Origin of the sequence: Marinobacter guineae (assembly GCF_002744735.1) — a bacterium.
GTDB lineage: Bacteria > Pseudomonadota > Gammaproteobacteria > Pseudomonadales > Oleiphilaceae > Marinobacter > Marinobacter guineae.
In genome coordinates, this window is the sequence record NZ_KZ319339.1 from 523,789 (window position 1) to 535,821 (window position 12,033).

The 12,033-nt window shown below is 56.1% G+C and carries 12 protein-coding genes; 6 read left to right on the forward strand and 6 right to left on the reverse strand.

Annotated elements, in window-relative coordinates:
- The first annotated feature begins 20 nt into the window (after window positions 1-20).
- Complete coding sequence (locus tag CLH62_RS02400) at window positions 21-986, forward strand: GNAT family N-acetyltransferase (RefSeq protein ID WP_099616547.1); 966 nt, start codon at window positions 21-23, stop codon at window positions 984-986.
- On the opposite strand, the gene CLH62_RS02405 is transcribed toward CLH62_RS02400, so the two are convergent.
- On the reverse strand, window positions 975-1,985 hold the full coding sequence (locus tag CLH62_RS02405) for a LysR family transcriptional regulator (protein ID WP_099616548.1): 1,011 nt from the start codon (window positions 1,983-1,985) through the stop codon (window positions 975-977). The two genes, CLH62_RS02400 and CLH62_RS02405, sit on opposite strands and share 12 nt — an antisense overlap.
- Window positions 1,986-2,224: 239 nt before the next feature.
- On the opposite strand from CLH62_RS02405, the gene CLH62_RS02410 reads away from it, so the two are divergent.
- Window positions 2,225-2,998: a hypothetical protein gene (locus tag CLH62_RS02410; protein WP_099616549.1), complete on the forward strand. Its 774-nt coding sequence runs from the start codon at window positions 2,225-2,227 to the stop codon at window positions 2,996-2,998.
- Window positions 2,999-3,054: 56 nt separating this feature from the next.
- Entirely contained in the window at window positions 3,055-5,082 is a 2,028-nt protein-coding gene (locus CLH62_RS02415; RefSeq protein WP_099616550.1) for an ATP-binding protein, read from the forward strand.
- Here CLH62_RS02415 and CLH62_RS02420 read toward each other — a convergent pair.
- Both CLH62_RS02420 and CLH62_RS02425 read right to left on the reverse strand, forming a co-directional pair.
- Window positions 5,033-5,512 (reverse strand): MarR family winged helix-turn-helix transcriptional regulator, encoded by a 480-nt coding sequence (locus CLH62_RS02420; protein WP_170005748.1) that lies wholly within the window; start codon window positions 5,510-5,512, stop codon window positions 5,033-5,035. The two genes, CLH62_RS02415 and CLH62_RS02420, sit on opposite strands and share 50 nt — an antisense overlap.
- Window positions 5,509-6,000, reverse strand: coding sequence for a glutathione peroxidase (locus CLH62_RS02425; protein WP_099616551.1), 492 nt, complete (start codon window positions 5,998-6,000; stop codon window positions 5,509-5,511). The genes CLH62_RS02420 and CLH62_RS02425 overlap by 4 nt, the downstream gene beginning before the upstream one ends.
- A 253-nt stretch (window positions 6,001-6,253) precedes the next feature.
- Between CLH62_RS02425 and CLH62_RS02430 the strand changes: the two genes are divergently transcribed.
- The 3 genes from CLH62_RS02430 to htpX all read left to right on the forward strand — a co-directional run bounded on the left by CLH62_RS02430 (window position 6,254) and on the right by htpX (window position 8,927).
- On the forward strand, window positions 6,254-7,468 hold the full coding sequence (locus CLH62_RS02430; protein WP_099616552.1) for a pyridoxal phosphate-dependent aminotransferase: 1,215 nt from the start codon (window positions 6,254-6,256) through the stop codon (window positions 7,466-7,468).
- A gap of 11 nt (window positions 7,469-7,479) precedes the next feature.
- A complete protein-coding gene (locus tag CLH62_RS02435) occupies window positions 7,480-7,950 on the forward strand; it encodes a hypothetical protein (protein WP_099616553.1) in 471 nt (156 codons plus the stop codon).
- 95 nt (window positions 7,951-8,045) lie between these two features.
- On the forward strand, window positions 8,046-8,927 hold the full coding sequence (gene htpX, locus CLH62_RS02440; protein ID WP_099616554.1) for a protease HtpX: 882 nt from the start codon (window positions 8,046-8,048) through the stop codon (window positions 8,925-8,927).
- Between the two features lie 63 nt (window positions 8,928-8,990).
- Here the strand turns inward: htpX and pdxB are convergent, their stop codons facing one another.
- From pdxB to CLH62_RS02455, 3 genes are read right to left on the reverse strand one after another with little or no spacing between them, the layout of a single operon-like run.
- Window positions 8,991-10,142 carry a 4-phosphoerythronate dehydrogenase PdxB gene (gene pdxB / locus CLH62_RS02445; protein ID WP_099616555.1) on the reverse strand — a complete coding sequence of 384 codons (1,152 nt, stop codon included), beginning with the start codon at window positions 10,140-10,142 and terminating at the stop codon, window positions 8,991-8,993.
- 17 nt (window positions 10,143-10,159) lie between these two features.
- Window positions 10,160-11,449, reverse strand: a complete 1,290-nt coding sequence (locus CLH62_RS02450; RefSeq protein ID WP_099616556.1) for a DEAD/DEAH box helicase — start codon at window positions 11,447-11,449, stop codon at window positions 10,160-10,162.
- Window positions 11,450-11,455: 6 nt separating this feature from the next.
- Window positions 11,456-12,010: an elongation factor P hydroxylase gene (locus CLH62_RS02455; protein WP_322868506.1), complete on the reverse strand. Its 555-nt coding sequence runs from the start codon at window positions 12,008-12,010 to the stop codon at window positions 11,456-11,458.
- Window positions 12,011-12,033 lie beyond the last annotated feature (23 nt).

The window sequence follows — 12,033 nt, forward strand, 5'->3', positions numbered from 1 at the left end:
CCCTGATATCAGGCATCAACATGAATATCCGATTCAGAAAATACAGTTGGCAACTGGCGCCCTCATCCATCAGGCAGATTCGTCAAAAGGTGTTTATTGACGAGCAAAAGGTCCCCCACGAGCTTGAATGGGATGAAACCGATGAAATTGCAGATCATTACCTGGTGGTCCTGCCGGGCAACACCCCCGCAGGTGTGGCCCGATTGTTCTCCACTCTGGAAGAAACCGGCCACATCGGGCGCATGGCGATCCTGCCTCAGTATCGAGGCCAGGGTATCGGCGAAGCGCTACTCAGGCATCTGATTGCCGAGTCCGCCGAGCACTTTTCCGAACTCAGGCTCTCCGCCCAGGAACACGCGATCCCTTTTTACCAGCGCTCAGGCTTTCACGTGTGTTCGGATGTCTACGACGATGTCGGCATCCCCCACTACGATATGCGCTGCCTGGCACCGGAACTGGCCAACGATGCCCTACCCGGGAGGGATGCGCCCATGATTCTGGGCACGGACGAGGATTCCTGGCTGTTTGATAGCGAAAGCCGGCTGATCAGTCTGATGGATTCGGTTGTTGGCCAGGCGGGTCAGCGTATCTGGTTGTATGATCGCTTGCTGGAGCATGATCTTTATGACCGCCATCGTTTCCGGGAGCTGGTCTCGGCACTCGCTCGCCGCCATCGGCTCAGCGAGGTACGCCTGCTGATTCACGATGACAAGCCACTGGTGAAGCGTCGACACAAGCTGGTCGAACTTTTGCGCCGGCTGCCAAGCCGGATGGAACTGCGTCTGGTCAATGAAGACTACCCGGTGGCAGATCAGCCGTTCATCCTGGCAGACCGGCAGGGGGTGGTTTACCGGCACGACTTCTACAAGCCGGAAGGTTTCGCCAAGTTCGCCGACGGCGGCCGTGTAAAACTGCTCGCCGAGAATTTCCAGCGTATGTGGGATGCTGCCCGACCTTCCCTCGAATTGCGGGAATTACCGCTCTGAGTGGTGGGCCTGCAGCGCATCCGGAGCTTCAAATCTTGCTCCGAACGGGGCAAATTCGGTATCCACTTCACCGGCCACTTCCGCTATTAATTTGCGCAGCCATTGGTGATCCGCGTTGTGTTGCAACAACGGGCTCCAGGCCATTTTCAACTCGAATGGCGGAATCTCGAACGGAGGCACCTTAACCACCAGATTCGGATTGTCTCTCTGCAGCCAGGCTGCACGGGAGGGTAAGGTGGCAATCAGGTCATGCTGTTCCGCCAGCAGCATGGCAACCTGATAGTGCCGGGTGAACACGGAAATCTGGCGCTTGCGCCCCATTCTGGACAAGGCTTCGTCAACCCAGCCAAGGCGTTGGACGTCTTTCGGGTTGACCCCTACGCCCACGCCAAAACCGGTCTTGCTGACCCAGATGTGACTGGCATCCAGATAGGTATCCAGCGTAAACGGCTCTCTGAGCAGGGGATTACGAGCGTTCATCAGGCAGGCGAAATATTCTGTCCAAAGGGTTTTCTGGTGAAAAGACTGGGGGATCTTGTCGAACCGGTTAATAGCCATATCCAGCCTGCCCTGCTCGACATCGAGGAAGCTGACATCGCTCGGAGTCAACACGTCCAGAGTCACGTGTGGCGCTTCCTGCCGGATTCGCCTGAGCACCCGGGGCATCAGACATGACTCGGCATAGTCGCTGGCCATAATCCTGAACACCCGCTGGCTCTCCAGGGCCGAAAACGGGGTCTTCTCCTGCACCGCCTGCTCGATATCGGACAGGACCCTCCGTACCAGCGGTTGCAGCTCTCGGGCTCTTTCCGTGGCTGTCATACCTTCACTGGTTCTCACCAGCAAAGGATCGCTGAACAGGTCACGCAACCGTCTTAACCCGTTACTCATGGCAGGCTGGGTGATGCCGAGGTGGTTGGCTGCCTTGGTAACATTCCGCTCCCGCAGCAGCACGTCCAGGTACACAAGCAGGTTCAGATCAACACGGGAAATATCCACAGACAACTCCGGAACGCCTTAACAACGGGGTAAAAAGAACCTTCATTCACGGGGACAATATACATTATACGGAAAATTCAGGTAATCAATAAGCAATACGAACTTTCACATTTGAAAACGGATTCAACGCCGGATTTCTGCTAGTCTTTCGGATACTTGCTGAATAATATCGGTATTTTGAGGCCGGGCTTGCATACCCGCCGTCCTTTGATCCTGAAGCCGGAGTCGTTACTGACAAAATGGATACCACTACGATTGTCCTTTTACTGGCGGCCATCGTTACCGTCTCGATTGTCATTATTGTGCTCAGTCAGATGCGGGAGCGCGCCCGAATCGAGCGGGCCCGGAGAATCACCGCGCAGGAGGACGCATACAACCGCGCTTTTCGTCTGCTCTCCGAGATTCCCGGCCAATACCTGACCGCCGACCTCAAGCTCCTGCTGATCAAACGCATGGAAGAAGCGTGTAATGAGCTTGCGGGGCTTAAGTCCAACCTTCCGGTCAAACAGTGGCAGGAATCTGCCGCAGATCTGAAAAACCAGATCATGGAAAGGCGGGATTCAACAACGCCAGTCAAGATCGACTCTCCGGAAAAGTCCAACTACGTCAAGGAATTGCTTCAGAATCTCTTCAAGATGATTGAGGGAATGCACAAAAGCGGGCGGATTGACGCTGGCACCGCGAAGAAGAACCTCAAGTACGTTCTGTTCCTGGTTCACAAGACCCACGCCGACCTGCATGTGTTCCAGGCCCGGGATCATATACGCCAGCACCAGATCCGCAAGGCAATCCATGCCTACCATCTGGCCAGCACCGAAATGGGCAAGTCCCGGGACAACCCCCTTGCCATGAAAGCGGTCAAGAGCTTCCGGACCCGCATCAAGGAACTGGAGGCAATGAGCGCAGAAGGCAAGGAGGGCCAATACCCTGAATCCCAGTCCAAACTGGACCGTGAATGGGATACCTTCCTCCACGATGATGAGTGGAAGAAGAAGGCCGACTACGACGACTGAAGGCACAGACCGGGTCGTTAATGTTTCCGGCCCACCAACAGGGACAGTGCATACCAGTGAGCAAACGCTTCAAGCAGCGGCTTTCCTACCGACTCACCCGTGACACCGTACTGGTTGCCATGGCCTTGGGGCTGATGCTCAATTTTGTCCAGATCACCCTGGATTATTTCAGCGCCAGGGAATCCCTGGAAAGCGAAATCCACGCGCTGGTGGATATCAGTAACAGCCCGGCCTCCCAGATTGCCTACAACATCGACGTCCGGCTGGCGGAAGAATTGCTGGACGGCCTGCTCAGGCACCCGGCTACGATTGATGCCCGAATTGTCGATAACGATAACCAGACCATGGCGGCTTCGAGCAAGAGCAGCCCGGAGTCGCCCTACCGCTGGGTCAGCGACCTTCTGTTCGGCGCAGACCGGATCTTCAGGCAAGAGCTGAGAGTACCTCAGCTTGAGGATCTGCCCCTCGGAGAGCTCGTTCTCACCATCGATACCTACCACTATGGTGCGCAGTTTCTCGAACGGGCCGGTTACACTCTCATGAGCGGGCTCTTCAAAAGTCTTATTCTGTCAGCCGCACTGCTTATGATTTTCTATTTCGTGCTCACCCGCCCCATGCTCAGTGTCATCAGCGCCCTCAGCCAGGTGCGCGCCAGTTCTCCGGAGAAAGTCAGGTTACCGATACCGCACAACCACCGGGAAGACGAGATCGGAACCATGGTTGGCATTATCAACCAGCACCTTGAAGCCATTGACTCCAGTCTGGCGCAACTCCGGCATGCCGAGAGTGCCATGAAGAACTACTCTGCTCAGCTGGAGCAGGAAGTGGCAGACCGTACCCGGGAAATCTCCGAGAAAAACCAGGCCCTGCAACGGGGTAACCGCGCCCTGGTAAAAGCCAAAGAAGATGCCGTACGCCGCGCCCGGGCCAGAGCCAATTTTCTGGCCAGCATGAGCCACGAGATCCGCACTCCCCTGAATGGCGTTCTAGGAATGCTTGGGTTGGCATTGGAGGGAGATCTCGATCCCGCTGAGCGCAACCGTCTGGAGATTGCCCTGAATGCCGGTGAAAGCCTGCTGGAACTTCTGAACGATATCCTGGACATTTCGAAGGTTGAAGCCGGCAAGCTGAGCCTCGAAAACATCCCGTTCAGTGTTCGAAGGCTGATCGAAGAATGCGCAACGCTCCATGGCCAACAAGCCCGGCGCAAGAATATTTACCTGATTAACGAAATCGATCCGGATCTCCCGGAGAGTTTTCTGGGCGACCCGACCCGGGTCCGGCAGGTGCTCAACAACCTGCTGAGCAACGCCATCAAATTTACCGAAGAGGGCGGTGTCCGAATCCGGGCAGGCTATTCTGGAGGCAGTCTCAGAATCGACGTGGTGGACACCGGGATTGGCATGTCAAAAGAGGGCCTTCACAGGATATTCTCACCCTTCTCCCAGGCCGACGCGGACACCACCCGGCTCTATGGCGGAACCGGACTGGGGCTGACTCTCTGTCGCCAGTTGGTGGAGCGAATGCATGGCCAGATCCTGGTGGACTCCAGGGAGGGTAGCGGCACCCACTTCACTGTCACCCTGCCGTTGCCGGTTGATAATGCCGGGCCCGCAGACGCTGAAGGAGTGGCGTCCCGGAATAACCGCCTTGGCATCACTTCGGAGCCATTGCAATCCGAGACCGATCAGCCATTATCGATTCTTCTTGTCGAAGACAATCAGGTCAATCAACTGGTGGCCGCTAGCCTGCTCAAAAAGCTTGGCCACCGGACAGACCATGCAGAAAACGGCCAGAAAGCCATCGATGCGCTGGAACAAAAGCACTATGACATGGTGCTGATGGACTGTCAGATGCCGATAATGAACGGTTATGAGGCAACGCAACGGATACGCCAGAACCCGGACTGGAAGAATCTGCCCATCATTGCCGTTACCGCCAACGTGATGCAGGGCGACCGGGAGAACTGCCTGGCATCCGGAATGAATGATTACATCACCAAGCCCTATAAACGTGACGAACTCAGGGCCGTGATCAATCGCTGGCGCCCACCTGCTGCTCCAGAGCACTCAGGACCTGCCTGAGCTCATCCCGGAGCGCAACCAGCCGGTCCGGCTCGACATCAATGCCACACAAGAGGCGCCCGGGTATCTGCCCGGCCTGCTCTCGCAACTCCCGTCCTGCGTCAGTCAGAGCTATTGTAACCACCCGCTCGTCACCCTGGCTCCGTTGTCGGATAACCAGCCCCCGGTCCGCCAGGCGCTTTAGCAGCGGTGTCAGGGTTCCCGAGTCCAGCCGAAGTCGCGCTCCCAGATCAGAAACCCTCGTTAGCCGTCCACTTCTTGCCTGCTCCCAGAGCACCAGCATCACCAGATACTGGGGGTACGTGAGGCCAAGGTCGGCCAGCAGTGGGCGGTAACGAGCCGTTACCGCACGGTTTGCGGCGTACAATGCAAAGCAGATCTGGTTATCAAGATCCAGCATGTCGCTCAATGACTCACTCTCTGCGATCATGCCGGCAGTAACTTCTCGATGTCAGCCCGGATATCCTCGGGTTTGGTTGTCGGCGGGTAGCGGCGGACTACCTTGCCATCGGGCCCGACCAGGAACTTGGTGAAGTTCCACTTCACTTTTTCCGACCCCATCAGGCCTTTGGCCTCGTGCTTGAGAAACCGGAACAGCGGATGAGCGCCTTCGCCATTGACTTCGATCTTGGAAAACATCGGAAAATCGACGCCGTAATTGAGGCTACAGAACTGGCTGATGGCGTCGTCATTGCCGGGATCCTGATTGAGGAACTGGTTGCAGGGAAAACCCAGCACTTCGAAACCCTTACCCCCCAGCTCATTATGAAGCGATTGCAGACCCTCGAATTGCGGCGTGAAACCACACTTGCTGGCGGTGTTAACAATCAGGAGCACCTTTCCCTGATAATCCGCCATGCTTTTCTCATTGCCCTGAATATCCCGTACTTCGAAGTCGTATATCGTGCTACCAGCCATCGGTTTCCCCCATGATGATTTTATATTTTACACAATTACATTGTGCACAATCCAGTTAGAAAAAGCATATCTTTGCAGGCCTTCAGGGAATCACTTTTACAAACCGGTTCAGCTTTGCACTGTAAATCTGCCTGAACACGCCACAATTCATCATAATTCCCCTGTTGCCGTCGCCCTTCGCTCCGCTAGAATAAAGGGCTGTCGTTTTGGCAGGCGTCATTTTCCGATCTCACAAGAAGGAAGCCCGGGTCCTATGCAGAACTACCATAAATCCGCCAAGCTGGATAACGTGTGTTATGAAATACGTGGCGTAGTTCTGCGGGAAGCACGCCGTCTGGAAGAGGAAGGCCATCGGGTGCTCAAGCTGAACATCGGCAACCCCGCTGCATTTGAGCTGGATGTGCCGGAAGAGATCCAGCAAGACGTTATCTACAACATGCACCTTGCCCAGGGCTATGTGGAATCAAAAGGTCTGTTCTCCGCCCGCAAGGCTGTGATGCACTATTGCCAGCAACGAGGTATCGACAAGGTCGATATTGACGACATCTTCCTTGGCAACGGCGTCAGTGAACTGATTGTCATGACTATGCAGGCGATGCTCAATACGGGCGATGAAGTATTGATTCCGGCGCCGGATTACCCGCTCTGGACTGCGGCTGTTACCCTGTCCAGCGGCAAACCGGTGCACTATCGCTGTGATGAACAGCAGGACTGGTTCCCGGATATTGACGATATTCGCAAAAAGATTACCCGCCGTACGCGGGCGATTGTGCTGATTAACCCGAACAATCCGACCGGGGCCGTCTACTCAAAAGAACTGCTTGAACAGGTGATCGAGCTTGCCCGAAAGCACAACCTGATCGTTCTGTCCGACGAGATCTACGACAAGATTCTCTACGACGGCACCCGGCATATTTCCACGGCGTCGTTGGCCGATGATGTTCTGTTCTTCACCTATAACGGCCTGTCAAAGAACTACCGTGCGGCTGGCTACCGATCAGGCTGGATGATAATCAGCGGTGCGAAACACCGCGCCAAAGACCTGATTGAGGGCATTGACATGCTGTCCAACATGCGCCTTTGTGCCAACGTGCCGGCCCAGCTCGCCATCCAGACTGCACTGGGCGGTTACCAGTCCATCAATGACCTGGTTGCCCCGGGCGGACGGCTTTTCGAACAGCGAGAGACGGCCTGGCGGATGCTGAATGATATTCCGGGCGTAACCTGCGTCAAACCCCAGGGCGCCCTCTATCTGTTCCCGAAGCTGGATCCCAAGCGCTTCCCCATTGTTAATGATGAAAAGCTGGTTCTGGATCTGCTAATTCAGGAAAAAATCCTTCTGGTACAGGGCTCTGCGTTCAATATCGATGACAAACAGCATCTCAGGGTGGTCTTCCTGCCCCGGGAGGATACCCTGGAAGACGCCATGGGCCGGCTCGGAAACTTCCTGGACCAGTACCAGCAGTAACGGGGAACACCATGGCTGATATTCATGTCGAGGAATTCTACAAGGATGTGGCGATTGCCCTTGTCCAGCTTTACAGCACTTTTCCAAGACGAATAAACGTGTTTGTGGAGGATATCGCCGGGCCGGATGAGCCCGACGAATTCGGCCTGCACAGCAAGCGGCACATGGCCTGCTTTGGCGCCCTGCTCTGGCTGGCCGAGGAAGGCCTGCTGCGTTATGTGGACACCATTCGCCAGGAAGCCCTCGACCAGGCGGTCCTGACCCGGCATGCGTTCATCCGTTTGAGTGCTCCGGCGCCAGTGTCTCTGACCCAGGAGTTCGGCATTCCGGATGAAAAATCTGCCGAAGCCCTTCCCCGATCAATTCAGGAAGACCTATCCACCCATATCCACCTGGTTCGTACCGCCCTCAGAAGCGGCAACTCGGCCCGGATCAGCCAGGTCATGCGGGCGACGTTTTTCGCCGACCGCAGCAATGATTAAATCGACGTAAGATCGTTGATTGATTGAACCGGGGCCGCATATATCGGTCTGAAATCCGGTTTTATATTCCGTGACAGACTGAACAGGAACCTGACATGCGTATTCTGCTGTTTCTGGCAACCAACCTTGCCGTGATCATTGTCGCCAGCTTCACGCTGCGACTGCTGGGAGTAGACAGCTACCTCGCCCAGAACGGTATTCAATATGGCTCGTTACTGGCTTTCGCGGCCATCTTCGGGTTCGCCGGTGCTATTGTTTCCTTGCTCATATCGAAACCCATGGCCAAGTGGAGCACCAAGGCAAAAGTCATTGAATCCCCGAGAACGCCCGCAGAACGCTGGCTGGTGGATACCGTGGCGGAAATGGCCAAAAACGCCAGTATCGGCATGCCCGAAGTGGCCATCTTTCCAGCGTCACAGTCCAATGCTTTCGCCACGGGATGGAACAAGAACAACGCGTTGGTGGCGGTCAGCGAAGGCCTGTTGCAACGCTTCAACAAAGACGAGATCCGGGCAGTCCTGGGCCACGAAATCGGCCACGTCGCCAACGGTGACATGGTGACTCTGGCGCTGATTCAGGGGGTAGTGAACACCTTCGTGATATTCGCGTCCCGGGTGATTGGCTCCTTCGTTGACCGGGTGGTGTTCAAGAATGAGAGCGGGCATGGTCTTGGTTTTTTCGCGGTCAGTATTGTGGCGGAAATCGTGCTGGGGATACTCGCCAGTACCATCGTGTTCTGGTTCTCGCGCCGCCGGGAGTTTCGGGCCGACATCGCCGGGGCGCAACTGGCAGGGCGATCAGCGATGATCAGCGCACTGGCCCGGCTCAAGCAGGAGAGCGAGATCCCGGACCAGATGCCCGATACCCTGCAGGCGTTCGGTATCAATCGCGGCGCCCGGGGCGGATTGAGCGCACTCTTTATGACGCACCCTCCGCTGGAGGACCGCATACAGGCCCTGCAGAGCGCAAAGCTGTAACAAAAAACCGGGGCACTTGCCCCGGTTTCAGATTGCTGACTTCTTTACCGCCAACACTGCTGATCAGATTTTCAGCTTGAAGCCGATCGCCCGAAAACTGTCCTGTAGGGATTTACTCGTTCCCTTCAGTTGAATCTTGAGGCTGGAGCACTCCCGACGCACTGGGTAGTCACGACGAAGCCGGTCAAACGTCGCCCCCCGCTCCTCAACCGAACCGCTCATAGCGTTCCGAAGTCGGATATCGTCCCGGCGGGGGTCGTAGCATGCCCTCAAGGCAATGCGGATGGCATCTTCCTCCACCGCAGAGCTGGTGAAAGAAATTTTGCTCAGCGCCGGCTCCGGCAGAAACTGCCCCGCTTTCTTGCGAACCGGCAGTCCAAGGAACTGGCTCAGCGCCTGGTAAATCATTTCCGTGCCCTGAACCTTGCCTTCGAGACTGTACCCGGCGATATGCGGCGTTGCCAGCCATACATGATCAACGAGTTCAGGATGGATTCTTGGCTCCTGCTCCCAGACATCGAGAACTACGGTGGGGGCATCACCCTGGCCGAGACGCGCCAGCAGCGCTGATGAGTCGATAACCTCGCCTCTGCCGGCGTTGATAAGCAACTGGTTTGCACCGAGGCAATCCAGCTCCGGTTCACCAATCATGTGGAACGTCGGATGACCACTCTCGCGGGTTAACGGTGTGTGCAAGGTAACCACATCACACTTCATGGCCTCTTCGAGGGACACAAACTCCTGGCCTTCGTCACCCAGGTCAGCTCTTGGCGGATCGCAAAGCCGCACGTCAAAGTCAAGCCGTTCCAGCTTGCGCGCCAACTCACCACCAACGTTACCCACACCGACAATACCGACACTGAGCTGCGACCAGTCGGCCAGACCCCGTTTCTCGGCATAAAGAGACAGAACAGACAGGACATACTCGGCAACACTGTTGGCATTGCAGCCGGGCGCTGCAGCGAACCGGATATCTTTCTGTTCGAGCCAGTCCAGATCCACGTGGTCCGTGCCAATCGTGGTCGTACCCACAAAACGTACGCGGCTGCCTTCAAGCAGCTCACGGTTGACCCGGGTAACCGAACGGACCAGCAGTATATCGGCATCGCGGACTTCGCCGGCAGCCATGGAGCGGCCAGAAACACGTCGGACCTCACCAATATCGCCGAAAAAGGAGTCCAGTAACGGGATGTTTTCGTCTGCTACGATCAACATAATGGTTTCGTGTCCTGTCAGTTCCGGCGCTGACGTTGATTGCGACCGCCCTGACCGCCGCGGCCACCCTGCCCTCCCTGAGGACGGCGACCACGTTTGCGGGTGATCGGCGGGTTGTCCATGGCCACCATGAGCTCTTCATCGGGCACAGAGGTTTTCAGCTTCTGACTGATGTAAGTCTCGATGGCGGGCAGGGAGAAAGAGTCATCCTCACCAGCAAAACTGATGGCAACCCCATGCTTGCCTGCCCTGCCGGTGCGACCAATACGATGGACATAGTCCTCGGCGCTGTCGGGAAGATTGTAGTTGAAAACATGGGTAACACCGTTCACATGAATACCACGGCCAGCAACGTCGGTGGCAACCAGCACCTGAATGCTGCCCTTCTTGAACTGGTCAAGGGTTTTGAGGCGTTTGTTCTGGGCTATCTCACCCGACATCAGGGCCACTTTAACGCCCTGGTTCCTGAGATCTTCCTCCAGATCCCGGCACTGATCACGCCGGTTGGCAAATACCAGAGCTTTTTCCACTTCCGGGCGCTTGAGGAAATTCACCAGCACCGGAAGCTTTTCATCATCGCCTACCAGGTACACCGTCTGTTCCACCCGCTCAGCCGTTTTCTGCTCGGGTTCGATTTCCACGAACTCGGCATTTCCGGTCCACATGGACGCAAGATTCAGAACATCCTGATTGAAGGTGGCACTGAACAGCAGCGTCTGGCGCTCATCCTTGGGGGTGCACTTACGAATGATCCGCTTCACATCCGGGATAAACCCCATATCGAGCATACGATCGGCTTCATCCAGGATCAGGATATCGATCTGATCCAGGAACACGTCCTGGGAACCCAGAAAATCAATGAGCCGGCCCGGTGTGGCAACGAGAATGTCGACGATCTCGTTCTGCAGCTGGTCCCGCTGTTTGTCATAATTCATACCGCCCACTACCGTCACCACATTGTGGCCGGTGTGCTGACATAATTGCTCGGCATCCTTGGCAATCTGCATCGCCAGTTCCCGGGTCGGCGCCAGTGCGAGGACTCTGGGCTCTGACGCGAAGCGGTCTGACTCCGGAATAGGGGTCTCCAGCAGGCTCTGGATAGCCGTTATCAGAAAGGCGGCCGTCTTACCGGTACCCGTCTGGGCCTGGCCGATCAGATCTTCACAGGCCAGCGTCCAGGGCAGAGTTTCTGCTTGAATCGGGGTGCAAAATTCAAAACCAATGGCCGTAATAGCATCCAGCAAACGCTTGTCGAGGTTCAGATCACTGAATCTCAGATCGCCGGTGTGTTTTGGGTCAGTTGTCATAAAGTCTCAGTTTTCCTGCAAATGTCCTGATTCAGAATATAACGGAGCGATGCGCCGGGCATCGTCATGCCAGCGCTCCCTGAGGATTTCTCCGGTTCCATAAAATGTTGCCAGCGCGTCAAAAAAAGCCTGTGCACGGGTCGGCAGGCCGCGCTCCAGGAACTCGCTCACCTGCGCTCGGACGTTCCGGCGGAAACGCTCTTCATTTGCGGCTCCACCTCCGGAGAGGTTGTCCACGCTAATGTGGAAGCGGAATCCCGAGGCCAGGGAAAACAACCATTCGATGGCCTGGGGCTTCACTTCCACCTGCTCGAATGCCTGCTGTTGCTGCGGTGTACGGCCCTCCGGACAGTACCAGTAACCATAGTCGTGAAGTGTGCGCCGGTGCTCACCAGCAATACACCAGTGGCTTATTTCATGCAAAGCACTGGCATAATAGCCGTGAGCAAAAACGACCTGAGCCGGCCGGTTCGGCCCGCTCGCTGGTACGTATTCAGGTTCATCAGTGCCTTTAACCAACTCGGTCCGGTATGCTTCCCGGAACAGGTCATTAAACAGCATGATAAGATCGTTTGGACTGTGAT

Excerpts from the sequence above, each read along its gene's own strand:
- CLH62_RS02400 (WP_099616547.1), top strand. The coding sequence starts at position 21 with ATGAATATCCGATTCAGAAAATACAGTTGGCAACTGGCGCCCTCATCC.
- CLH62_RS02410 (WP_099616549.1), top strand. The coding sequence starts at position 2,225 with ATGGATACCACTACGATTGTCCTTTTACTGGCGGCCATCGTTACCGTC.
- CLH62_RS02420 (WP_170005748.1), bottom strand. The coding sequence starts at position 5,512 with ATGATCGCAGAGAGTGAGTCATTGAGCGACATGCTGGATCTTGATAAC.
- CLH62_RS02425 (WP_099616551.1), bottom strand. The coding sequence starts at position 6,000 with ATGGCTGGTAGCACGATATACGACTTCGAAGTACGGGATATTCAGGGC.
- CLH62_RS02430 (WP_099616552.1), top strand. The coding sequence starts at position 6,254 with ATGCAGAACTACCATAAATCCGCCAAGCTGGATAACGTGTGTTATGAA.
- CLH62_RS02435 (WP_099616553.1), top strand. The coding sequence starts at position 7,480 with ATGGCTGATATTCATGTCGAGGAATTCTACAAGGATGTGGCGATTGCC.
- htpX (WP_099616554.1), top strand. The coding sequence starts at position 8,046 with ATGCGTATTCTGCTGTTTCTGGCAACCAACCTTGCCGTGATCATTGTC.
- pdxB (WP_099616555.1), bottom strand. The coding sequence starts at position 10,142 with ATGTTGATCGTAGCAGACGAAAACATCCCGTTACTGGACTCCTTTTTC.
- CLH62_RS02450 (WP_099616556.1), bottom strand. The coding sequence starts at position 11,449 with ATGACAACTGACCCAAAACACACCGGCGATCTGAGATTCAGTGATCTG.
- CLH62_RS02455 (WP_322868506.1), bottom strand. The coding sequence starts at position 12,010 with ATGCTGTTTAATGACCTGTTCCGGGAAGCATACCGGACCGAGTTGGTT.